We start from the raw sequence: 22,338 nt of genomic DNA on the forward strand, positions 1-22,338 counted from the left end.
GCCGGACGTACGGTTACGCCTCCGCCGGGTACTCCACCTCGCCGGGCGGCCCCGCCGTCCACTTCTCCTGGATGCGGCACACCTTCCACACGGCCAGCGCGATCACCCAGGCGACCAGGAAGAGGCCCACGACGACGAAGCCCACGGTGTTGAGGTCGAGGCCCAGGACCCAGTCCCAGAAGACGCCGTGGAGACGGAACCGCTCGGCGAGCAGGCCGAGGAGTTCGACGGTGCCGATGACCAGGGCGACGGCGACCGACAGCGCGGTGACGGTGAGGTTGTAGTAGACCTTGCGGACCGGCTGGGAGAAGGCCCAGCCGTAGGCGAAGTTCATGAACGAACCGTCGAGGGTGTCGAACAGCGACATGCCGGCGGCGAAGAGGACGGGCAGACAGAGGATCGCGTACCAGGGCAGCCCGGAGGCGGCGCCGGAGCCCGCGAGGACGAGCAGGGCGATCTCGGTCGCGGTGTCGAAGCCCAGGCCGAAGAGCAGGCCGAGCGGGTACATCTGCCACGGCTCGGTGATGGACCTGGTGAAGCGGCCGAGGAGGCGGTTCATGAAGCCGCGGTTGTTCAGCCGCTCCTCCAGTGCCGCCTCGTCGAAACGGCCCGAGCGCAGCTGCCGGAAGACCTTCCAGATCCCCGCGAGGACGACCAGGTTGACGGCCGCGATGAGGTACAGGAAGGTCCCCGAGATCGTCGTACCGATCAGGCCGGTGACGTCGTGCAGCGCGGAGCCGTCGTCGCCGACCGGGCCGGCGAGGCCCTTGACGCCCAGGGACAGCAGGACGGCCAGGGCGAAGACGACGCTGGAGTGGCCGAGGGAGAACCAGAAGCCCACCGACAGCGGGCGCCGTCCCTCGTGCATCAGCTTGCGCGTGGTGTTGTCGATCGCCGCGATGTGGTCGGCGTCGAAGGCGTGCCGCATGCCGAGCGTGTAGGCCGTGACGCCGATCCCGATGCCGAAGGACTGCGTACCGACGCTGTGGTGCTCGGGCGCCACGATCACGACGAGGGTGAACCACCCGATGACGTGCAGGGCCAGCACGAAGGCGGCCATGCCCCCGGCTCTCGCCCACTCCTCACGGGTGAGCGCGGTGCGGACACGGTGCCAGGGCGCGGCGCCGGGGGGCGACTTGAGGGTCATCGCGAGGGCTGACTTCCTGAGGGGGACGGCTACGGGTCCCACCCTTCTGCCCGCCAGGCGTACCTGCAACTTGGTCGCAGTAAAGCTCCTGATCGTTTTCGGTCATCGGCGGGGAAAGCGCTCGCCCGAGTCGCGCCCCCGCCGTGCGGGAGGGGCGGTCGTGCCCCGCACCTCCAGAGTCGGCGGCGACAGGACGGTCCGCTTCGGGCGGGCCGGGTCCTCGATGCGGTCGAGGAGGTGCTGGGCGGCGGCGCGGCCGATGTCGTGGCTGGCGTCGTCCACCGTGGTCAGCCAGAGGTGGCGCAGCCGCGAGAGGTAGGTGTTGTCGTAGCCGACGAGGGAGAGGTCCCGGGGGACCCGGAGGCCCGACTCCTCGGCCGCCGAGAGGGCGCCGACGCAGGCGATGTCGTTGAAGGCGAAGACGGCCGTCGGCCGCTCGGGGGCGCTGAGCAGCCGGACCATGGCCCGGTAGCCGCCCTCCTCGGTCAGGTCGCCCTGCTCCACCGTCGCGTCCGACGCGAGCCCGTGTTGGGCCATGACCGTCTCGAAGCTGCGACGGCGCAGTGCGCCGACGACGCCCTGCCCCGCGATGTGGGCGATACGGCGGTGACCGAGGCCGACGAGGTGCTCGGTGGCCAGCCGCGCGCCGTGCTCGTCGTCGCCGGCGACGACGTCGACGCGGGGCAGATCCGGCTCGCGGGCGCCCGCCACCACGGTGGGGACGTGGGTGGCGGCGGCGCGCAGCGCCTCGGAGGGGGGCAGGGTGCCGACCGCGACGAGTCCGTCGACCCGCAGTTCGGTGAAGGTGCGGGTGAGGTCCTCGCCGAGGCGGCGGTTGAGGCGGCCGTCGGCGAGCAGCATGCGCAGACCGCTGTCGTGGAGCCGGGAGTTCAGCCCGTCCAGCAGTTCCACGAACCAGGGGTTGCGCATGTCGTTCAGGAGGACCCCGACCGAGCGGGTGCGGCGCTCGCTCAGACTGCGCGCGGCGGCGTTGGGCCGGTAGCCGAGGTCCTCGACGGCGGCCAGCACGGCCTGCCGCTTCTCGGGGCGCACCTGCTCGGAGCCGCGCAGGACGAGGGAGACCAGGGACTTCGACACCCCGGCGCGATCGGCCACGTCACGGATCGTCGGAGGTCTCATGCGGTGGACCGTTCCACAGGGTGACCGGCTTGTCAAAGGATGGTCACAGGGTTGACACCTGCGGGTTTCGCGGCCCAGGGTGAGGCACGTCGGCTTGTGGAACGGTCCAAAAACACGAAGGGGTGTCATGGCAAGCACGCTCGGTGTCGCCGTCGTGGGGTTCGGCTGGATGGGACGGGTGCACACCCAGGCGTACGCCAGGATCGCCCACCACTATCCACACCTGGGCCTGCGCCCGGAGCTGATCCTGGTCGCGGAGGAGGTGCCGGGCCGGGCGGAGGAGGCGGCGGCGCAGTTCGGATTCGCCTCGACCACCCGGGACTGGCGGGAGGTGGCCGCGGACCCGCGTGTGCAGGCGGTCAGCATCACCGCGCCCAACTTCCTGCACCGGGAGATCGGCGTCGCCATGGCCCGGGCCGGCAAGCACATCTGGATCGAGAAGCCGGTGGGCCTGACCGCCGAGGACGCCGGGGCGGTCGCCGACGCGGTCGCCGGAGCGGGCGTACAGGGCACCGTGGGCTTCAACTACCGCAACGCGCCGGCCGTGGAGGCCGCCCGCGAGCTGATCGTCTCCGGCGAGATCGGCACGGTCACCCATGTCCGCCTCCGGCTCTTCAGCGACTACGCGGCCCATCCCGAGGGCGCCCTGACCTGGCGCTACGAGCGGGCACGCGGCGGCAGCGGGGTCCTGGGCGACCTCGCCTCGCACGGGGTCGACCTGGCCCGCTTCCTGCTCGGCGACATCGCCTCCCTCACCGCGGACACCGCGGTCTTCGTCCCCGAGCGGGCCCGTCCGACCGGCGCGACGGCCGGCCACAGCCGCGGCGGCGGTGAGCCGGGCCCGGTGGAGAACGAGGACTACGTCAACTGCCTGCTGCGCTTCGACTCCGGCGCCCGGGGTGTCCTGGAGGCCTGCCGGGTCTCGGTCGGCGAGCAGAACAACTACGGCTTCGAGGTGCACGGCACCCAGGGAGCGGTGTTCTGGGACTTCCGCCGGATGAACGAACTGGGCGTCAGCCGCGGCACGACGTACCAGGACCAGCCGGTGAGCACGGTGTACGTGGGCCCCGGCGCGGGCGAGTACGGCGCGTTCCAGCCCGGCGCCGCCAACGCCATGGGCTACGACGACCTGAAGGTCGTGGAGGCGTACCGCTTCCTGCGCTCGATCGCCGAGGACACGCCGTACGGCACGACGCTCACGGACGCGGTGCGCAGCGCCGCCGCGCTGGAGGCGATGACCCGGTCCGCCGCGACGGGCACCTGGGTGGACCTGGCGTGAGCGCGCCGCGCACCGGGTGATCAGCTGAGTCACCGGCCCCGACGAGGACCGCCGGGCCACGGCCACGGCCACGGCTACAGCTACAGCTACAGCTACAGCGGTGCCCGCCACAGCAGTGACGTGCCGCCCTCGGCGGGCCGCGTCCGCTCGAAGGTGCCGCCGAGTTGTTCGGCGCGTTCGGCCATGTTGCGCAGCCCGCTGCGGCGGCCGCCGTCCGGGATGCCCACGCCGTTGTCCGTGACCGACAGGCGCACCTCGCGGCCGTCGGTCGCGAGGACGACCTCGGCGCGGTCGGCGCGCGCGTGGCGGGCGACGTTGGTGAGGGACTCCGAGAGGACGGCCACGACATGGTCGGCGACCTCCTTGGGGACGTCGGTGTCGAGGAGTCCCTCCATCCGCACGCTGGGGGCGAAGCCCAGGACAGGGGCCGCCTCGCCGACCACCCGGACGGCGCGGGCGCGCAGCCCGGTGCCGCCGGCGCCGTCACGGGTGCGCAGGCCGAAGATCGTCGACCGGATGATCTTGATGGTCTCGTCGAGGTCGTCGACCGCCCGCGCGACCCGCTCGGAGGCCTCGGGATGCTCGATGAAACGGCCCGCGCTCTGGAGCGTCATACCGGTGGCGAACAGCCGCTGGATCGCCAGGTCGTGCAGATCGCGGGCGATGCGGTCGCGGTCGGTGAGAACGGCGATCCGCTCGGCGTCCTGGCGGCGCTCCGCCAGCTCCATCGCGATCGCCGCCTGCCCCGCGAACACCTGGAGCGGCTCGGTCTCCTTCTCGGTGAACGGGGTGTCCCCGGACGCCCTGACCAGCAGGACGACACCGCGTGCGCCGCTGTCCCCGGTGCCCACCGGGACGGCCACCGCCGGACCGAGCCCGGTGAGGCGCAGGGGGCCCGCCGACATGCGCTCGTCCTCGGTGACATCCGCGCTGATCACGGCGGTCACCGTGGAGAAGGCCTCGCCGATGAGGTTGCCCCCGGCCGGCAGGACCAGGCCCCGCAGCGCCTCCGCCTGCGCGCCGAGGGCGAGTTCCACGGTGAGGGATCCCGTCTCTTCCATGGGCATGGCGACCACGGCCAGCGCCGCACCCGTGATCTCGCGGGCCCGCCCGGCGATCAGACCGAGCACCTCGGCCCGCTCGGCCCCCGACATCAGACTGTGGGTGATCTCCGCGTTCGCCCCCAGCCAGCGCTCCCGCAGCCGGGACTCCGCGTACAACCGGGCGTTGTCGATGGCCACACCGGCGGCCACGGCGAGGGTGAGCGTGACGGAGACGTCCTCCTCGTCGAACTGGCCGCCGCCCCGCTTCTCGGTCAGGTAGAGATTGCCGAACACCTGGTCGCGGACCCGGATCGGGACGCCGAGGAAGGTGTTCATGGGCGGGTGGTGGGGCGGGAAGCCGTACGACGCGGGGTGCTCGGAGAGCTTGGCCAGCCGCAGCGGCTCGGGGTTGCGGATCAGCTCACCCAGGATGCCGTGCCCCTCCGGGTAGGGGCCGATGCGGGCGATCTCGTCCTCGCCGACCCCGACGGTGTGGAACGCCGACAGTCGTCTGCCGTCGGGGCCGATCACTCCGAGCGCCGCGTACTCGGCGTCCACCAGCACCGCCGCCGCCTCCACGATGCTGCGCAGCGCCTGTTCCAGGTCCAGTTCCCGGCCGACCGCGAGCACCGCCTCCAGCAGGCTGTGCACCCGGTCCCGGGTGCCGCGGGCGGCGTCCAGCCGTGCCTGCAGCTCCTCCAGCAGTTCGTCGAGCCTGAGTTGAGGCAGCCGAACCCGGGCCTCCTCGGGGCTTCCCACCTGCGCTCCTCCAGGTCCCCTGACCACGCCGGACACCCACCGGTCCGATCATGTGCCACGGTAGTGCCCGGCGAACCGGGGCGGAACCGGTGGGCCCGGTCGTCCGGCGCGACCGGCCAGGGGGCCGTCCGGCGTCCGGAGCGGGACGTTCGGCACTTGGCCGACGGGACTTTCCGTACGACCCTGGGTACAGGAGCGGCACCGATCCCCCGCGGTGTCGCTCCGTCTCCGTGTCATCCCACGGGCGCCTCGGGCACCGCGAGCGGGCCGATGCGGCGCCCCGTGACGGCGTACGGCTGGATCCGCACCCAGACGTCACGCCGGCCGCCGGCCCACGGGGTGCTGTGGACCTGCCGTGCGAGGCGCTGTGCCTCGCCGAGGTCGGTCACCATGCGGGCGTGCCCGCGCACCAGGACGCTCCAGCCCTCGCTGAACACGTCGTCGATGCGGTCGACCTCGAAGGCGACGGGACAGCCGGCCGCCAGGGACGGCGTCGCGCCCCGCGCGGTCCTGAAGACGATCAAGCCGTCGACGACGCTGTAGTTGACGGGCACGATCACCGGCGCCTGAGCGGTGGGCACCGCCAGCCTGCCGACGCCGTGCGTGGCGAGCAGATCACCGCACTCGGTGCGGGTCAATTCGGTGAACTCGGGCGTGTGCCCGGCCCGTCCGGTGCCGGGCGGGAGGTCGGCGTGGCCACCGGTGAGGGCCGACACCGTGGTGCCCAGCACGCCCGCCAGGCTGAGCAGGGCGCCCCGGTTCGGGGCGGCTCCGGGATGCCGCTCCAGATGGGCCAGGTAGCTGGGGGCCATGCCGGCCCGTTCAGCGGTCTCCCCCAGCGACAGTCCGAGCACGGCCCGCCGCGCGGCGAGCCGACGGCCCAGATCTCCGGCGGGTGGTCCTTCGGTGACCTGCGTCGGTGTCTGCTCGGCGGCCATGGCCGTCACGTCCTTTCGCGGTTGCGTGCAGGTGTGATGCGGGGATGTGCGATGCGGGGATGTGCGGGTGTGTGGATGCTGCGATGCGGCGATGCGGCGATGCGGCGATGGGTCGAAACGCCCTACGAGCGGTTCAGTTCGCGGGCGATCCCGTCCGCCCAGGTCTCGATCGCGGCGAAGTCCCGGTAGTCGCCGCCCTTGCCCGAGCGCAGGATCATCCTGGCCACCCGGCCCTTGGCCCCCTCTTCGAGGCACCCGCCGAACGTGATGTGCTCCCGGGCGTCCAGGCCCGTCATCGCCCGCCGCACCCCCCGTACGGGCGGGATGTCCCGCTCGGACGCCGAGGGGTCCAGCGGGCCGCTGCTGAAGAGCCAGACGGGGCGTCCGGCCAGCGTCCGGCGGTGGCGCCGCACGAACCGGCGGGCGTCCTTGTGCCAGCGCCCGGCGTACAGCCCGCCGCCGACCACCACGGCGTCGTACGGGGCCACGCTCGCGACGTCGCGCGCCGGGCGCGCCTCGACGGACAGCCCGCCCTTGCGCAGTACGTCGGCCACCGCTTCGGCGATCTCCGCCGTCGAACCGTTGGTCGTCCCGTACGTGACCAGCACCTTGTCTGCCATGACGGTTCGCCTCCTCCACGATCGGCTCCCGCGTCCGACGACACCGCGCGGGACCCTTCGATCGTCGCGCGCGGCGACGTGCGCGGGCAGGGGCCGGTCGGCCCCTGCCCGCGCCGATGGTCCCGCCGGCCGGCGCCCGGGCGGGTAGCGTGACGTCCATGTCCGGCAAGAAGGCGGCGGAGTTGCCGCGCAAGGTGTACGAGAAGGAACTGCTGCGTCTCCAGACGGAGTTGGTGAAGCTCCAGGAATGGGTGCGGGCGAACGGCGTCCGGCTGGTGGTGGTCTTCGAGGGGCGGGACGCGGCCGGCAAGGGCGGCACGATCAAACGGGTGGCCGAGCACCTCAATCCGCGCGTGGCCCGGATCGCAGCGCTTCCGAAGCCGACCGAGCGCGAGCGCACCCAGTGGTACTTCCAGCGGTACGTCGAGCATCTGCCGGCCGCTGGGGAGATCGTGCTGTTCGACCGGTCCTGGTACAACCGGGCCGGCGTCGAGCAGGTGATGGGATTCTGCTCGAAGGAGGAGCACGAGCTCTTCCTGCGCCAGTGCCCGATCTTCGAGCGGATGCTGATCGAGGACGGCATCCTGCTGCGGAAGTACTGGTTCTCGGTGAGCGACACCGAGCAGCAGGATCGGTTCCGGCGCCGGCTGGAGGACCCGCTGCGGCGCTGGAAGCTGTCGCCGATGGACCTGGAGTCGATCAGCCGCTGGGAGGCGTACTCCCGGGCGAAGGACGAGATGATGGTGCACACCGACATCTCCGAGGCGCCCTGGTACGTCGTCGAGAGCGACGACAAGCGCGCGGCCCGGCTGAACATGATCGCCCATCTGCTGTCGACGGTGCCGTACCACGAGGTGCCGCCGCCGGTGCTGGAGCTGCCGCAGCGGCCGCCGTCGACCGGCTACCAGCGCTCGCCGCGCGATCTGCGGACGTACGTCCCCGATCACGCGGCGGCTCTCTGAGCGCCCATCACTCCGGTTCGGGCACCACCGCGACGGCGCAGGCCGCCCGGTGCAGGACCCCGTGGGCGACCCGGCCGAGCTGGAGCCCGAGGTGGCCGTGGGTGCGCCGGGCGCCGACCACCAGCAGGCCGGCGTCCCGGGCGGCGTCGAGGAGGACGTCACGGGCCGGGCCCTCGACGGTACGGCGGCGCAGCTCGACGTCGGCCGGGACGTCCGCCAGGGCCTCCTCCAGGGCCTCGGCGGCGTGCTCCTCGTGCAGGCGCGCCGGCTCCCCGCTCAGCAGGGGGTGCTCCACGCTCTCCCTCGCGGGGCAGCGCCAAGCCCGTACGGCGTCCAGGGGCACCCGGTGCAGCCGCGCCTCCGCGACGGCGAAGCGCACCGCCGCCGAGTCCTTGCCGTGCGCTCCGACGCCCAGCACGACCGGGCCGTGGGTCCCCGCGCCGACGCCGTCGCCGGCGCCGCGGACCACGATCACCGGGCAGTGCGCGTGCGCGGCCACGGCGAGGCTGACGGAGCCGAGGAGCAGCTCGCGGACGCTGCCGCGGCCCCGGGTGCCGAGCACCAGCGCGGAGGCGGCGCGCCCCTCCCGCACCAGGACGTACTCGGGCTCCTCGGCGACCACCTCGGCCGACACCGCAAGCTCCGGCCGCCGCTCGCGGGCCCGGCGGGCGGCCACCGCCACGATGTCGTCGGCCCTGACCTCCTCGGCGGGCTTGTGGTCGCCGGCGAGCGCCGTGCCCTCGTAGCGCTCCCAGAGGGAGGCGTACACCACCCGCAGCGGCACCCGGCGCAGCGCGGCCTCGTCGGCGGCCCGGTCCACGGCGTGCAGGCTCGGCGCGGAGCCGTCCACGCCGACCACGACCGGCCGTTCGCCGGTCGTCACCGGTGCGCCCCGAGGTCGAAGACGATCCGGGCCTTGACCTCACCGCGCAGCACGGCCTCGATCGACTCGTTGACGCTCTCCAGCGGGCGGATCTCGTGGATGACCCGGGTGCGGCCGGCCGCGTGCAGCTGGAACACCTCGGCGAGGTCCTGGCGGGTGCCGACGATCGACCCGATGACGGAGGTGCCGCCCAGGACCGTGTCGAAGATGGGAAGGCGGACCGTGCCGTGCGCGGGCAGGGCGACCATGACCAGCTTGCCGCCGCGCCGCAGACCGGAATGGACGGCGGAGAAGGCGGCCTCGTCCACGGCCAGCGCGATCGCCGCGTGGGCGCCGCCGTACCGCTTGAGCACCTCGCCCACGTCGTCCTTGCGGGCGTCGACGAGGATGTCCGCGCCGAGCTCGGCGGCCAGGTCGAGCTTCTCGTCGGTGACGTCGATCGCGGCGACGGTGGCGCCGGCGATCTTCGCGTACTGCACGGCGAGATGGCCGAGCCCGCCGACGCCGGACACCGCGACGAGCTGCGCCGGCCGCACGCCGGCGACCTTCAGCGCCTTGTACGTCGTGACGCCCGCGCAGGTCAGCGGGGCGGCGTCGAAGGGGCTGACGCCGTCGGGCACGGGTTGCGCGAAGTCGGCCCGGGCCAGCATCTTCCCAGCGTACCCGCCGTCACAGCCGTAACCGGTGTTGACCTGCTGCTCGCACAGGGTCTCCCAGCCCGACAGACAGTGCTCGCAGCGTCCGCACGCCGTGCCCAGCCACGGCACGGCGACACGCTGTCCGACGGCGAGGTGGGTGACGCCCTCGCCGAGCTTCTCGACCAGGCCGACGCCCTCGTGACCCGGCACGAACGGCGGGCTCGGCTTCACGGGCCAGTCTCCGTGCGCGGCGTGGATGTCGGTGTGGCAGAGCCCGGAGGCCTCCACCCGGACCCGGACCTGACCGGGACCCGGTTCGGGGTCGGGGCGCTCCTCGATGACCAGCGGCTCGCCGAACGCTCGGACGACTGCTGCCTTCATGGGGTCAACTCCTGTGGGTGACGCGTCAGTCGTGGGGGACCACGGCGACGGGGACGGTGGCGTGGTGCAGGACCGCGTGGGTGACATGGCCGATGTGGCTGCCGACCGGGTTGCGGCGGGCCCGCCGGCCGACGACGACGAGGGAGGCCTCGCGCGAGGCGTCAACGAGATGGACCGAGGGGCTGCCGTAGCGGGTGACCTCGACGGTCTCCACGCCCGGGAACCTGGTCCGCCAGGGGCTGAGCGCCTTGGCGAGATCCTCGGCGGCGCTGAGGGCCAGTGCCTCGTGCAGGGCGGGGTTGGCGGGGGTGCCGTAGGCGTAGTACGGCGGCGGGTTCCAGGCGTGGACGACCCGCAGCGCGGTCTCGCGGCGCAGGGCGGCGTCGAACGCGAACGCGATGAGCGTCTCGTCCGGGTGCGCGGTGTCGAGCCCGAGGACCACGGGCCGGAAGGGCGTCGCGGCGGACGGGATGCCGACCGGGTCCGGCTCGTGCTCGTCGGCGGCCTGTTGCAGCGCCCGCACCAGCACCACGGGACGCTCGGCGTGCGCGACGACCGACAGGCCGACCGAGCCGACGATGAATCCGCCCGGGCCGCTGAGGCCGCGCGAGCCGAGGACGAGCAGGTCGGCGTCCTTCGCCGCCTCGGGGAGCACGTCCGCGGGGTGGCCGTAGAGCTGCTCGGTGATCACCTCGAGGCCGGGGTGGCGCAGGGCGATGCCCTCGGCGGCCTCGCGCGGGATGCTCCCCCAGCCTTCGGCCGGGGGTACCCCCATCTCGCTTCGCTCGGTCCAGTGCTGCTGGGTCTCCGCGCCGAGGAGCGGGGCCTGGGCCATCGGCTCCGGCACCGGCTCCCAGACATGGACGAGCTTCAGCGGCAGGCTGCGCAGGGCCGACTCGCGGGCCGCCCACTCGGCGGCGGCCCGGCTCTCGGGCGAGCCGTCGAGGCCTGCGGTGACAGTGCGGAGCATGATCTCCACCTCCTGGGACAAGGGATCCGATTCCAGCGTGGTTCTCCGGGATCCGCGGCGGCAGGGGCCGGTGGTCCCGGGTGGGGCCCGACGGTCCCGGCCCCGGACGGTTGTGGCGCCCTCAGGGCGAGGTGCGAGCGGCCGGGGCCGGCGCCCCGGGACGGTCCGGTCGCCCGGCCGACTCGACGCGGCGCCTTCCGCCCGGGGCCTGGGCGGCAGAAGCCGGTGCCCCGGGAAGGGTCCGCCCGCCCGGCCGACGAACCCCGACGACGTGCCGCCTCCCACACCCGGCCGGACGACACACAACCGAAGCCCCGCCAAGCTCCGACCGCCCACCGGACCGGACGCGGCACCGCCATCCACCGCGGCCCAACGGCAAGGCCCGGCACCCCCGGAAAAGCCCGCCCGCCCGGCCGACGAACCCCGACGGCATGGCGCACCTCCCGCACGAGGCCGGGCGGCACAAGACCGAAGCCCGGGCAAGCTCCGACCGCCCACCCGACTCGATCCGGCGCCTGCGCTGTCGAACCGTGCCAGGGCGCCCGCCCGCAGCCCAAGGCCCCGACGGCAGGAGCCGACCAACCCGGCCGACGCCCCCGAGGCCCGGACGGCGGGAGCCGGTGACCCGGGGTGGGCCGGGCGGGGGGCGTCGTCAGTCGTGCGGGACCACCGCGACCGGTGCCGAGGCGTGTTGCAGGACGGCGTGGGTGACGGGGCCGATGCGGCCGCCGGCCGGGGTGCGGCGACGCGCGCGGCCCACGACGACCAGGGCGGCGTCCCGGGAGGCGTGCACCAGATGGCGGCCGGCGCCGCCCACGACCGCCTGCTCCCGGACCTCGACACCGGGGAACTTGTCCCGCCACGGCCGCAGGGCCTCGGTCAGCCCCTGCCGCGCCTCCGCCGCCAGCTCGGCGTTGAGACCGGCGTCCAGGACGGCGCCGTAACCGTAGACGGCCGCCGGGTTCCAGCCGTGCAGGACCCGCAGCCTCGCGACGCGGCGGCGGGCGGCCTCGAAGGCGAACTCGATCACCGCGGCGGCCGGGTCGGCGACGTCCAGGCCGAGCACCACGTCGCGGTACGGCGTGGTCTCGGAGGCGGCTCCGGCGGCGTCCGGCAGATGCTCGTCCTCGGCGCGCTCCCCGGCCCGGACGAGGACGACGGGCCGCTCGGAGCGCGCCACGACGGCCTGGGCGACGGAGCCGACGAGGAACCCGGTGACCGTGCCGAGGCCGCGGGACCCCAGGACCAGCAGGTCGGCATGCGAGGCGGCGGACAGCAGGGCGGGCACCGCCTCCTGCCGGGTCTCCTCGGCGGTGATCCGCAGATCGGGGCGGCGCAGCACGAGCCGGGACTCCGTCTCCCGGAGCAGGCGCGCGGCCCAGTCGCGCTGCCCGGCGAGCACCCCGGGGGCGGGGATGCCGCCGAGCGGCGCGTACAGGGGGACCACCGGTTCCTCGGCGTGGACGAGCCGCAGGAGTGCCTCCTGCTGGGCCGCCTCGCGGGCGGCCCAGTCCGCGGCGGCGAGACTCTCGGGCGAGCCGTCGAGACCGACGGTGATGACGGACATGTGCAGACCTCCTTGGGGGATGCACCGCGAGTCTCCGGCGCGGTGCCTCCGGGACGGCAGGGGCCTGAGGTCCCTGCCGGGGACCGAACGGCCCTGTCATGGCCCTCAAGTGACGACCCGTCAGATACGGACTGGGCGTGCCGTCAGTCGTGCAGCAGGCCGGGGAGGGAGTCCGGGGCCGGGAGGTGGATCCAGCCCTCGGTGCGTGCGGGGCCCGCATCCTCGGCGGTGGGCCACGTGGTGCGCCCCACACCGACCGCGCGGGCGGTCAGTGAGGCGATGAGCGCGTCGTAGGCGTCCCGGTCGGAGGCGTACGTCAGCCGTGCCGGGCCGGAGAGGTACAGCCAGGGCGCGGCGGAGGTCAGTTCGTCCACGGTGCCGAGGGGCAGGCCCCACCGATGACGGGAGGCGGCGGGATACACCTCCGCCACCCGGCCGGCCCCCGTGCGGTCCACCGGGTGGCCGAGCCGGGCCAGCCGGGCCTGGAGGCGGGCCCAGCGGGCGGCGACGGAGCCGAGCTTGTCGAAGGAGACCGACAGCGGGAAGCGCGGGGCGTGCGGGGCGACGAGCAGATCGGTGCGGCGGTAGCGCAGGGCGCGGAGGTCGTCGTCGCCCTCGGTGTCCCGGCCCGGCCAGTCGGGGTGCGGTGCGGCGTGGGCGGCCATCGCCTCGACGAAGGCGACGGGCCAGCCGAAGGGACAGTCCACGCCGGCCCGGTCCCCCTCCCCCAGGCCGGTGAGCAGCTCCAGCAGGCGTTCGTCCGCGCAGCGCAGCACCGGGGCGTGCACGACGGCACGCCCCCCGGACCAGTCGATCACGGACACGGCGGTACGACGGGGGCGCGCGGAGAGGTCCACGCCGACGGTGCGCATGCCGTCAGGATGCCCGGTCCGGGACCGGGGCCGGGGCCGACCGGCCCGCGCCGGGTGCCGGAGGGCCCATGGTCCGCCCGCGGGCGCCGGGAACATGCTGGACATGGCAGATCCCGCCGACCAGCCCGGAGGCACGCCATGATCGACATCCCTGCGCCCAGCATGCTGCGCGCCCTGCCCGCCAAGCACCGTGAGCGGCTGCTGCGTGTCGCCCGCGAGGTGTCCTTCCCGCAGGGGACGCGGCTGTTCGAGGAGGGCGGCCGGGCCGACCGGTTCTGGATCGTCCGTACGGGCACCGTCGAACTCGACATGCATGTGCCCGGCCGCCGCGCGGCCGTCATCGAGTCCCTGCGGCACAACGAACTCGTCGGCTGGTCCTGGCTGTTCACGCCCCACGTCTGGCACCTGGGCGCGGAGGCGGCGACGCCCGTGCGGGCGTACGAGTTCGACGCCACGGCCGTCCGCATGATGTGCGAGGAGGACCCGGAGCTGGGCCGGGCCGTCGGCCAGTGGGTCGGGGACGTCCTCGCCCACCGGCTGCGCTCCACCCGCACCCGGCTGCTCGACCTGTACGCCCCGTGGGGCGCCGTCGGCGCCGTCTGATCCCGCACCCCGCCCGAAGGGACCCCGCGACGGTCGTGACGCGGGGCCCCTTCCGCGTGCCCTCCCGTCTCCGGTCGGCCGTCCCTGTTCCCCGCCCAGAACAGGCCGTCCGGCCCTACCGGGACCCCAGCGCACGTCCCACGATGGACAGATGGTTCAGAACGATGCCTTTCGCGCGCTCGACCGGCAGGAGTGCCTGCGCCTGCTGGCGAAGGTGCCGGTCGGCCGTGTCGTGTACACCCGACACGCACTGCCCGCGGTCCTCCCCGTGAACTTCACCCTCGACCCGGACGCCTCCGTCGTGCTGCGCACCTCGGCCGCCTCCGACCTGGTCCGTGCGATCGACGGCGTCGTGGTCGCCTTCCAGGCGGACGAGTGGCACGCGGCGACCCAGTCGGGCTGGAGCGTCGTCGTCACGGGGCAGGCGGCCGTGGTGACCGACCCGGCCGAGCACGACCGGCTGTCCGCGAGCGGTCCCACCTCGTGGATGCCGATCAGGGACGGCGTCTTCGTCAGGATCGAGCCCGGCATGGTCACCGGTCGCGAGGTGATCGGGGCCCGGTACAGCGCCTGAGCACAGCGGTACGGCAAGGGCTCACGGGTCCCTTGCCGTACCGGACGGAGCGTGCGCGCGGGTGCGCCGAGGGAGTCGGTCCCGCTACTGCCTCACTGCCCCTTCTGCCGGACCCGGTCCTGGGCCTGCGTGGCGATGACGGCGGCCTGGATGCGCCGTTCCACGCCGAGCTTGGCGAGCAGCCGGGAGATGTGGTTCTTGACCGTCTTCTCGGCAAGGTACAGCCGCTGCCCGATCTGCCGGTTGGTCAGCCCCTCGCCGATCAGCGCCAGGATCTCGCGCTCACGCTCCGTCAGGCCCGGCAGGGCGTCCGGCTCGGGCTCGGGCTCCTGGCCCTGGCGCAGCCGGGCCATCAGCCGGGTGGTGGCGCTGGGGTCGAGCAGCGACTGCCCGGCGGCCACGGTGCGGACGGCGGAGACCAGGTCGGTGCCCTGGATCTGCTTCAGCACATAGCCGGAGGCGCCGGCCATGATCGAGTCGAGCAGGGCCTCCTCGTCGTCGAACGAGGTCAGCATCAGACAGACCAGCTCCGGCATGCTCGACCGCAGCTCACGGCAGACGGTCACGCCGTCGCCGTCCGGCAGCCGTACGTCGAGCACGGCCACCTGCGGCCGCAGCGCGGGCACCCGTACGAGAGCCTGCTCCACGGTGGCCGCCTCGCCGACCACGGTGATGTCGGGCTCGTCGTTCAGCAGGTCGCGCACCCCGCGCCGGACCACCTCGTGGTCGTCCAGCAGGAAGACCCGGATCGGACTCTCGGGTTCGGGACGCTCGCCGTCCGCCATCGGAATCGCTCCTCGTTCGTACCGTGGGACGCCTCGGGCGGCTCCGCCCCGCAGCGGGGGCGGGACCGGTCCTGGCCTTACGGAGATCTTGCGTCATCCGGGCCCGCGGGGCCAGGGCCGGTCGGCCCTACTGCGCCGGGTCCCCGGGCCGAAGGGCGGTGGTGGCCCGCCGTACGTCCCGGCGGCCGGGACGCCCGCCGGGCCGATGTCCCCGGACCGGTGGGGCCGTTGGTCCCCTCTTCGCCGCGGACGGCCGATCGGGCCCGGCATCCCGGCTTTCGGCCGCTGGACAGGGATGCGGCACCCCGGCCGGGACGGCGCCCCCCTGCCCTTCAGACGGGAGGTCCGGGGCGCTCTGCTGCGCGTCGGCGTCCCGGCCGCGCGGATCCGGTACGAGGTCTTCGGCCCCGACCTGTGGCTGCCCGCCCCGACCCCGTGAGGACGGGCCCCGCCGACGGCTCCGTGCGCTCCCCGGCCGCTCGGGTGCACGACGGCTCCCGGCCCGCGGCCTCACAGGTGGTGCACCCGGGCGGAGCCGTCGACCCAGTGCCAGTTCACCGGGGCGTACTCCTTCTTCCACGCCGTACGCCCGCGGGCGTAGCTCTTCAGGGCCGCCTCCACCGCGGCCGCGAGGCCGTCGAGGTCCTCGGGGACGGGCACGCGGAGCAGCAGGTGCTGCCCCCGGTGGGCGAGGAGGAGTTCACCGGCGGGCGTGGCCTCCAGGAGGGTGAAGTGGGTGAGCGCCTTGTACGGCTTGTCCTCGGTGGACATCCGCGAGCGCAGCCGGCCGTCGGCGCTCCACGCGTACAGGCCGAAGCGGTTGAGGTGGAAGGCGCGGGCGCGGTACGGATCGCCGACCACGGTGAAGCAGAAGCCGGTGAACGGACTGTCCTCGTACCGGTGGAGCCCCTCCAGACGGCCCCGGACCGCGCCCCGGTCGTCGAGGAGCGCGAAGGTGAAGACCTGACCCCGGTTGCCGGAGCGGTGCAGGCGCCCGAAGACGGGGACGACGAACAGGTCGTCGCCCAGCGCCGCCGGCCGTCCCAGCGTGCAGTCGCGGTAGTCGAAGGGTCGGCCGAAGTCCCGGGACACGATCTCGGTCAGTGAGGGCGAGGGGCGGTTGCCGCGGCCCACCGGCGCGCCCCGGTGGCGGACGTGGGCGTAGAGGTCGGCGTCGGTCTGCCGTTCGGTGCGCGCGTCGTGCGTGGCGAGGGCCCGCAGCGTGGCCCTGGAGCCCGGGGCGAGGCGCTCGCCGGGTTCGGAGAGGGCGACGATGTTGGGGTGGGCGCCGGCGAGGTCGCTCAGCCCGTACTCGGACGTCACGCACAGCAGCCGGCCCGAGGGCGTGACGGATATCGACGCGGCGTAGGGGTCGCCGTTGCGCTCCTTCTCCTCCTGCCAGCCCCAGGGCATCCGCCAGGAGGCCAGGACGCGGCTCAGGTCCGCGGAGATCAGATGGGTGCTGCCCGGCTTGGAGCTGACGGCGACGGTCCCGTCCGGGAGGACCGCCAGCGTCGGGTCGGTGCCTTCCTCGACCGCCGAGGGCGTCCCGTCCGGCCGCGGCTGTCCGTACAGGGCGACGGCGACGGGCCGTCCGTCGGTGCCGTAACGGGTGAGGAGCCGACAGCCGAAGTTCTGCTCGGCGGGGTCCGTCGCCCCCTCGGCCTCCCATCGATAGCGCCTCGCCCCGGACAGCACGTAGGTGTCCCCCGCGGGCGTGCCCACCGCGTGATGGGTGACGAACCTCCACCCGTCACCGGCGGGATCGACCCGACGGGCGGCCATCAGGGAAGCGGGCAGGGTCAGCGGCGAGGTCAGCGGCGACATCATGATCGACATCCTCCTCCGGACCACTGACAACGCCCGGGGAGGCGACGGAGGAGGTCGGGGGCTCGGAGGGGCGCGGCGGTGCGGGGCCCCGAAGCAGGAGCCGGTGCGGGCCCCGAAGCAGGAAGCGGTGCGGGGCCCTGGAGGGGAAAGCGGGCGTCGGAGAAGGAGGCGGGCGTCGGAGAAGGAGGCGGGCGTCGCCGGAGAAAGCGGGGAGAAAGCGGGGGTCTGCGGCGCGGTCGGCCCTCGCCCGGCGCCGGAGCGCCCCGGCGCGCTCCTACGGCCGCCGGTGTGCCCGTCCCTCACCGCTCCATCGCGCCGCGCAGCACCTCGAAGTCCGCCACCGCCAGCGGCACCAGCCCGAAACGTAGTTGGTAGCCCCAGTTCCGGTCCCGGGTCAGGAGCAACTCGTGGGTGACGGCGTGCAGGGCGACGGCGTGCACCGGCAGGAAGTCGACGGTCCGCCGCCAGGGCCGCAGGGTGCCTCTCTCGCCCATGTCCACCACCTCGTCGGCGAGACGGGGCTCATCGTCGGCGACGGTCCCCAGCGCCGTGAAGGCGCGCAGTTTCTCCCGGCCGCCCCTGTGCTCGGTGGGCGAGTAGAAGACGAATCCGTCTCCCCGGCGCAGCCGGACGAGGTTGCGGCGGTCGCCGTGGTTGAGCTGGATCCAGCCGTACCGGCTCGCTCGGCGGGCGTGGTCGGCCGACACCACACCGAGCCAGGCCCGCTCCGGCGCAACGGCCTCCTCGCGGGCCGGCGCTTCCCCGCACCCCAGCGGGATGACGGTCTGCAGACTGTGCACGGGAACTCCTCACCTCGGAATGCCGTCCTGGCGCGCCCATGGTGGCCGCCTTACCTGACACGTCCCGTCATGTTTTCCGCCCGGGGCGATTCACTCGTCCCCGTGAGTCCTCGGCTGAACGTTCACATGGGCCGGTTTTCCCGTTCCGGGCGCCTGACCTGCGCGTCTCGTCGACGATGGAGACGCCATGACCACCACCGCGCCGCGTATCTCCATCGTGCACCCCCGTGATCTGACCGCCGCAGACCTCGACCACTGGAACGACCTGCGGGCCGCGACCACGACCGCCGCCAACCCGTTCATGAGTGCCCAGTTCAGCCAGGCCGTCGGCCGGGTGCGGCACGACACGCGGGTGGCGGTCCTGCGCCGCAACGGCCGCACGGTCGGCTACTTCCCGTACCAGCGAGGCCGCCTGGGCTGCGGCCGGGCCGTCGGACTGGGCGTCTCCGACTGCCAGGGCGCGGTCCTGGACCCCGGCCTGCGCCTGGATCCGCACCAGCTGATGCGGGCCTGCGCCCTGAACACCTGGGAGTTCAACCACCTCGAAAGCGGCCAGGACCTCTTCCTGCCGTACGCGACGGGCCAGTTCGCGTCCCCGGTCGTGGACCTCGCGCACGGGTTCGCGCACTACGAGCAGCATCTGCGGGCCCATGCCCGCAGCTTCCTCAAGACGGCGCGGGCCCAGGAACGGCGGCTCGGCCGGAACATCGGGCCGGTCCGCTTCGTCCACGACGACCGGAGTCCCGCGGCCCTGCGCACACTGGTCGCCTGGAAATCCGCCCACTACCGCCGCACCGGCCGACGCGACCCCTTCGCCCAGCCGTGGATCGCCCGGCTGGTGGACGGCCTCGCCGCGACCCGGGCGGCGGACTGCTCGGGGACGCTGTCGGTGCTCTACGCGGCCGGCCGGCCCGTCGCCGCCCACTTCGGCCTGCGCTCGCGCACGGTCCTGTCCTGCTGGTTCCCCTCGTACGACCGGGCCCTCGCGGCGTACTCGCCGGGCCGCATCCTCTATCTGCGGATGATCGAGGCCGCCGCCGAGTCCGGCATCCGGCTGGTGGACTTCGGCCGGGGTGAGGCCCCGTACAAGAACTCCTTCAAGACCGGGGACCTCCTGGTCCACGAAGGGGCCCTGCGGACGGCGGGCCCCGCCGCGGCCCTGCACTGGCTGCGCCACGAGCCCGTGCGCGCCGCGCACCAGCTGGTGCGCTCCCACCCGGCCCTGAAGAACGGGGCGGTCCGCTTCCTGAGGGCGGTAGGCACCCTGCGGCACCGGTGACCGGACGCGTGCCTCCGGCGCACGGCGCGGCACCCCCACTGGTATCTACAGTAATGTAGAAGATGACGGCGGAGCCGACCGCGTTCCACGGCAGGCGGGAACCCCCTCGTGGCCGGAATCGTTCCTCCCTCACACCGCGACCGGAGGAGCGAGAGAGTAGTCCGCCAGTTCGACGGACCCCTCGGGGCACGGTCCCCGACCATCCCGCCAGGGCCTTCCCGACCACGCCGGCCACGGCACCCACGGCTCACGGCGAGGTGAGGGCGCGTGAGTGCCACGAGCGCCGTGCTCGGCCTGCTGGCCGTTCTCCTCCTGACCGCCGGCACCGGCTATTTCGTCGCGCAGGAGTTCGCCTACGTCTCCGCCGACCGTCTCACCCTCGCCCGGGACGCCGAGGCGGGCGACCGCGGAGCCGCCCGTGCGCTGCGGGTGCTGGAGCGCCTGTCGTTCATGCTGTCGGGCGCCCAGCTCGGCATCACCGTCACCGGCCTGGTGGTCGGCTTCCTCGCGGAGCCGTCGGTGTCCGCGCTGCTGGAGCCGGCGCTGTCCGGACTCGGCGTCCCCGACGCCGCGGCCGGCGGCATCTCCGTGGTGCTCGCCTTCGTGGGTGCCACCGTCGTCCAGATGGTGCTGGGCGAGCTGGCGCCGAAGAACCTGGCCATCGCCGTGCCGGAGCGGCTGGCGAAGTCGCTCGCCGGATCGACGCTGGCGTATCTGAAGGCCGTCGGCCCCCTGGTGCGCGTCTTCGACGGAGCGGCGAACGGGCTGCTGCGCAAGGCGGGCATCGAACCGGTCGAGGAGCTGCACCACGGTGCCACCCCGGAGGAACTGGGCCATCTGATCGGCGAGTCCCGGAAGCAGGGTGAGCTGCCGAAGGACACCGCCGCCCTGCTGGACCACGCCCTGGAGTTCTCCGAGCGCACCCTGCACGAGGTGATGGTGCCGCGCGCTGATGCCGTGTTCGTCCGCGGGGAGGCCTCCGCCGCGGACGCGATCGGCCTCATCTCCCGGTACGGCCACTCCACCTACCCGGTCCTCGGCGACCACCCCGACGACGTCGCGGGTGTGCTCGGCGTACGGGACCTCCTGGCGCTGCCCGCCGACCGACTGGCCGGCACCACCGCCGGGGCGGTGGCCCGGCCGCCCCTGCTGCTGCCGGACACGCTCCCGCTGTCGGCGACATCGCCGACGAGAGCGACACCGTCGTCGCGATCGCCGCCGCGCACGACCGCAACCGGCTCCTCGTACGGGACGGCGACCGTGTCGTCGGCTCGGTCCACGCCCGCGACGCGCTGGTCGCCCGCGCCCGGGGGAGGCGGGTCACCGCGGCCGACCTGGCGCGGCCCGTGCCGGAGCTGACCGAGCGGGACACGGTCGGTCACGCCATCGAGGAACTGCGGCGCCGGCGGGCCTCACTGGCCGTGGTCCGGGACGAGACGGGCCGGCTCACCGGCCTGGTCACGCTCGACGACCTGCTGGCCCGGCTGCTGCATCCGCAGGCGGTCTGAGTCCGGGCACGCAGGCGGTCTGAGCCCGGGCACCTCGACGGGCGCCGGCGGGCTTCATGACGGGAATCCGAATCGTCCGTGTACGGGCGGCGACTGCTCCGAAAGTGCGGGCAAACTCTGGACACGGATGTGGTAACCAGCGGTAACTTCCGCCATATTCTAGTCCGCAACCGCTTTCCCCCCAGGAGACACACTTCATGCGCAGACTTTTCGCCTGCCTGGCGGCGACCGCCGCCGTCATCGGTGGGCTCGCCGTGGCCGCCCCGCCCGCCACGGCCGCCGACTCGGGCACCTTCAACGTCCTCAGCTACAACGTGGCCGGACTGCCCGAGGCCCTCTCCAGCGCGTCGACGCCCCGCCAGTCCAGCACGACCACCATCGGCGAGCGGACCGCGCCGTACGACATCGTGCATGTACAGGAGGACTTCAACTACCACGCCTACCTGTACGCGGGCGACACCACGCACGCCTACCGCACCCCCACCAGCGGCGGCGCCGGGATCGGCAGCGGGCTCAACACGCTGTCGAAGATCTCCTACGACGCGGACGACTTCGAGCGGGTGCGGTGGAACTCCTGCCAGCTGGACTCCGGTGACTGCCTCACCCCGAAGGGCTTCACCTTCATGCGCGAGCGGCTCGCCGAGGGGGTGTACGTCGACTTCTACAACGTGCACACCAACGCCGGGACCAACCCCGGTGACCTCACCTCGCGCGCGGACAACCTGGCGCAGCTGACCACGTTCATCTCGACCCACTCCGCCGGGAACGCGGTCGTGGTGATGGGCGACACCAACACGCGCTACACCCGCTCCGGCGACACCATCGGCGAGTTCGCCGCCGCCAACGGGCTGACCGACGCCTGGGTCCAGCTGATCCGCGGCGGCTCGGCGCCCGCCAAGGGCAGCGACGCCCTGGTCTGCGACCAGTCGGGGGCGACCGTCCCCAACACCTGCGAGGTCGTCGACAAGGTCCTCTACCGGGGCAGCAAGCTCGTCTCGCTGAACGCCACGACGTACAACAACGAGCACGCCAAGTTCCTCACCTCCGGCGGGCTGATGCTCTCCGACCACGACCCGATCGCCGTCGGCTTCACCTGGTCGCGCAACCCCGCCTTCCAGCTGAGCGACCAGTACGGCGGTCCGCACGGCGACTACTACACCGACCTCACCAGCGTGCCGGCCGGCGCCCGCGCCTCCACCATCGCCCTGCGGGCGGGCTCCCGGGTCGACCAGTTGAGCGTCACCCTGTCGAACGGCACCACCCTCACCCACGGCGGGACCGGCGGCACCGCCTCCTCGCTCACCCTGGGCAGCGGTGAGTACGTGACCTCGGCGTACCTGTGCCAGGCCCAGAAGGACGGCCACACCCGGATCTTCTACGCCAAGTTCACGACGAACCTCGGCCGAACCCTGGCCGGCGGCACCACCACCTCGGACTGCGTGACCCGCACCGCGCCCAGCGGCTGGCAGATCGCCGGCTTCCACGGCCGCTCCGGCGACGAGGTCGACAAGGTCGGGTTCATCTACACCCAGCGCTGATCCGCCACCGCCGCACACGCACCGCCCACCGCCTGGGGCCTCGGGGAGAACCTCTCCCCGAGGCCCCGGGTTGCACAGGGGGCCACCCAGGGCACGCCCCCGGCCCTCACCGGCCGACGGATCGGCGGTCCCTCGATCCGTCCGCCGGCCGTTCGTCTCCGTTGTACGCGACGTAAGCTGACACGACGTGATCACGGCCTTCCCACGGCCGGGCGGCAGTCG

At 73.6% G+C, this 22,338-nt stretch carries 22 protein-coding genes; 9 read left to right on the forward strand and 13 right to left on the reverse strand.

The genetic code is table 11. The features are described from left to right. Positions 1–13: 13 nt before the first annotated feature. Both AQJ58_RS32980 and AQJ58_RS32985 read right to left on the reverse strand, forming a co-directional pair. Entirely contained in the window at positions 14–1,147 is a 1,134-nt protein-coding gene (locus AQJ58_RS32980) for a Nickel transporter NicT (RefSeq protein ID WP_067256821.1), read from the reverse strand. Positions 1,148–1,249: 102 nt separating this feature from the next. Next, positions 1,250–2,287 (reverse strand): LacI family DNA-binding transcriptional regulator, encoded by a 1,038-nt coding sequence (locus AQJ58_RS32985; protein WP_067256822.1) that lies wholly within the window; start codon positions 2,285–2,287, stop codon positions 1,250–1,252. 127 nt (positions 2,288–2,414) lie between these two features. On the opposite strand from AQJ58_RS32985, the gene AQJ58_RS32990 reads away from it, so the two are divergent. After that, on the forward strand, positions 2,415–3,566 hold the full coding sequence (locus tag AQJ58_RS32990; protein ID WP_067256824.1) for a Gfo/Idh/MocA family protein: 1,152 nt from the start codon (positions 2,415–2,417) through the stop codon (positions 3,564–3,566). Positions 3,567–3,658: 92 nt separating this feature from the next. On the opposite strand, the gene AQJ58_RS32995 is transcribed toward AQJ58_RS32990, so the two are convergent. From AQJ58_RS32995 to AQJ58_RS33005, 3 genes are all read right to left on the reverse strand, one after another. Then, entirely contained in the window at positions 3,659–5,368 is a 1,710-nt protein-coding gene (locus AQJ58_RS32995) for a sensor histidine kinase (RefSeq protein WP_067256826.1), read from the reverse strand. Between the two features lie 233 nt (positions 5,369–5,601). Beyond that, positions 5,602–6,306, reverse strand: a complete 705-nt coding sequence (locus tag AQJ58_RS33000) for a helix-turn-helix domain-containing protein (protein ID WP_107122215.1) — start codon at positions 6,304–6,306, stop codon at positions 5,602–5,604. Positions 6,307–6,428: 122 nt separating this feature from the next. Continuing rightward, complete coding sequence (locus AQJ58_RS33005) at positions 6,429–6,926, reverse strand: flavodoxin domain-containing protein (RefSeq protein ID WP_067256829.1); 498 nt, start codon at positions 6,924–6,926, stop codon at positions 6,429–6,431. Between the two features lie 158 nt (positions 6,927–7,084). Here AQJ58_RS33005 and ppk2 point away from each other — a divergent pair, with 158 nt between their 5' ends. Next, on the forward strand, positions 7,085–7,888 hold the full coding sequence (ppk2, locus tag AQJ58_RS33010) for a polyphosphate kinase 2 (RefSeq protein ID WP_067256831.1): 804 nt from the start codon (positions 7,085–7,087) through the stop codon (positions 7,886–7,888). Positions 7,889–7,895: 7 nt separating this feature from the next. Here ppk2 and AQJ58_RS33015 read toward each other — a convergent pair whose 3' ends face one another. The 5 genes from AQJ58_RS33015 to AQJ58_RS33035 form a co-directional block, all read right to left on the reverse strand. Next, a complete protein-coding gene (locus tag AQJ58_RS33015; protein ID WP_067256832.1) occupies positions 7,896–8,771 on the reverse strand; it encodes a universal stress protein in 876 nt (291 codons plus the stop codon). Beyond that, positions 8,768–9,790, reverse strand: coding sequence for a zinc-dependent alcohol dehydrogenase (locus tag AQJ58_RS33020; RefSeq protein ID WP_067256834.1), 1,023 nt, complete (start codon positions 9,788–9,790; stop codon positions 8,768–8,770). Before AQJ58_RS33020 ends, AQJ58_RS33015 begins: the two co-directional genes overlap by 4 nt. 25 nt (positions 9,791–9,815) lie before the next feature. Next, the gene (locus AQJ58_RS33025; protein WP_067257116.1) at positions 9,816–10,760 is read right to left on the reverse strand and encodes a universal stress protein; all 945 of its coding nucleotides are present in this window, start codon (positions 10,758–10,760) and stop codon (positions 9,816–9,818) included. A gap of 652 nt (positions 10,761–11,412) precedes the next feature. Beyond that, positions 11,413–12,327, reverse strand: a complete 915-nt coding sequence (locus AQJ58_RS33030; protein ID WP_067256836.1) for a universal stress protein — start codon at positions 12,325–12,327, stop codon at positions 11,413–11,415. Between the two features lie 143 nt (positions 12,328–12,470). After that, positions 12,471–13,199, reverse strand: coding sequence for a DUF429 domain-containing protein (locus tag AQJ58_RS33035; RefSeq protein WP_067256837.1), 729 nt, complete (start codon positions 13,197–13,199; stop codon positions 12,471–12,473). Positions 13,200–13,337: 138 nt separating this feature from the next. On the opposite strand from AQJ58_RS33035, the gene AQJ58_RS33040 reads away from it, so the two are divergent. Further along, positions 13,338–13,802, forward strand: a complete 465-nt coding sequence (locus tag AQJ58_RS33040) for a Crp/Fnr family transcriptional regulator (RefSeq protein ID WP_067256839.1) — start codon at positions 13,338–13,340, stop codon at positions 13,800–13,802. 151 nt (positions 13,803–13,953) lie between these two features. After that, the gene (locus tag AQJ58_RS33045) at positions 13,954–14,376 is read left to right on the forward strand and encodes a pyridoxamine 5'-phosphate oxidase family protein (protein ID WP_067256841.1); all 423 of its coding nucleotides are present in this window, start codon (positions 13,954–13,956) and stop codon (positions 14,374–14,376) included. 92 nt (positions 14,377–14,468) lie between these two features. Here AQJ58_RS33045 and AQJ58_RS33050 read toward each other — a convergent pair whose 3' ends face one another. Continuing rightward, positions 14,469–15,161, reverse strand: coding sequence for a response regulator (locus tag AQJ58_RS33050; RefSeq protein ID WP_067256842.1), 693 nt, complete (start codon positions 15,159–15,161; stop codon positions 14,469–14,471). A 295-nt stretch (positions 15,162–15,456) separates the two neighbouring features. Between AQJ58_RS33050 and AQJ58_RS43560 the strand changes: the two genes are divergently transcribed. Further along, the gene (locus AQJ58_RS43560) at positions 15,457–15,600 is read left to right on the forward strand and encodes a hypothetical protein (protein ID WP_159056361.1); all 144 of its coding nucleotides are present in this window, start codon (positions 15,457–15,459) and stop codon (positions 15,598–15,600) included. Between the two features lie 71 nt (positions 15,601–15,671). On the opposite strand, the gene AQJ58_RS33055 is transcribed toward AQJ58_RS43560, so the two are convergent. Beyond that, positions 15,672–16,991 carry a hypothetical protein gene (locus AQJ58_RS33055; protein ID WP_234360368.1) on the reverse strand — a complete coding sequence of 440 codons (1,320 nt, stop codon included), beginning with the start codon at positions 16,989–16,991 and terminating at the stop codon, positions 15,672–15,674. Between the two features lie 299 nt (positions 16,992–17,290). Continuing rightward, positions 17,291–17,791: an EVE domain-containing protein gene (locus AQJ58_RS33060; protein WP_199844744.1), complete on the reverse strand. Its 501-nt coding sequence runs from the start codon at positions 17,789–17,791 to the stop codon at positions 17,291–17,293. 187 nt (positions 17,792–17,978) lie between these two features. On the opposite strand from AQJ58_RS33060, the gene AQJ58_RS33065 reads away from it, so the two are divergent. The 4 genes from AQJ58_RS33065 to AQJ58_RS33075 all read left to right on the forward strand — a co-directional run bounded on the left by AQJ58_RS33065 (position 17,979) and on the right by AQJ58_RS33075 (position 22,116). Continuing rightward, positions 17,979–19,070 (forward strand): GNAT family N-acetyltransferase, encoded by a 1,092-nt coding sequence (locus AQJ58_RS33065; RefSeq protein WP_067256844.1) that lies wholly within the window; start codon positions 17,979–17,981, stop codon positions 19,068–19,070. 267 nt (positions 19,071–19,337) lie between these two features. After that, complete coding sequence (locus AQJ58_RS33070) at positions 19,338–20,429, forward strand: hemolysin family protein (protein WP_234360369.1); 1,092 nt, start codon at positions 19,338–19,340, stop codon at positions 20,427–20,429. Next, the gene (locus AQJ58_RS44985; protein WP_234360370.1) at positions 20,417–20,578 is read left to right on the forward strand and encodes a CBS domain-containing protein; all 162 of its coding nucleotides are present in this window, start codon (positions 20,417–20,419) and stop codon (positions 20,576–20,578) included. Before AQJ58_RS33070 ends, AQJ58_RS44985 begins: the two co-directional genes overlap by 13 nt. Positions 20,579–20,775: 197 nt before the next feature. After that, positions 20,776–22,116, forward strand: a complete 1,341-nt coding sequence (locus tag AQJ58_RS33075; RefSeq protein WP_067256845.1) for a jacalin-like lectin — start codon at positions 20,776–20,778, stop codon at positions 22,114–22,116. Positions 22,117–22,338: the final 222 nt, after the last annotated feature.

This window comes from Streptomyces sp. DSM 15324, assembly GCF_001514285.1.
Lineage (GTDB): Bacteria > Actinomycetota > Actinomycetes > Streptomycetales > Streptomycetaceae > Streptomyces.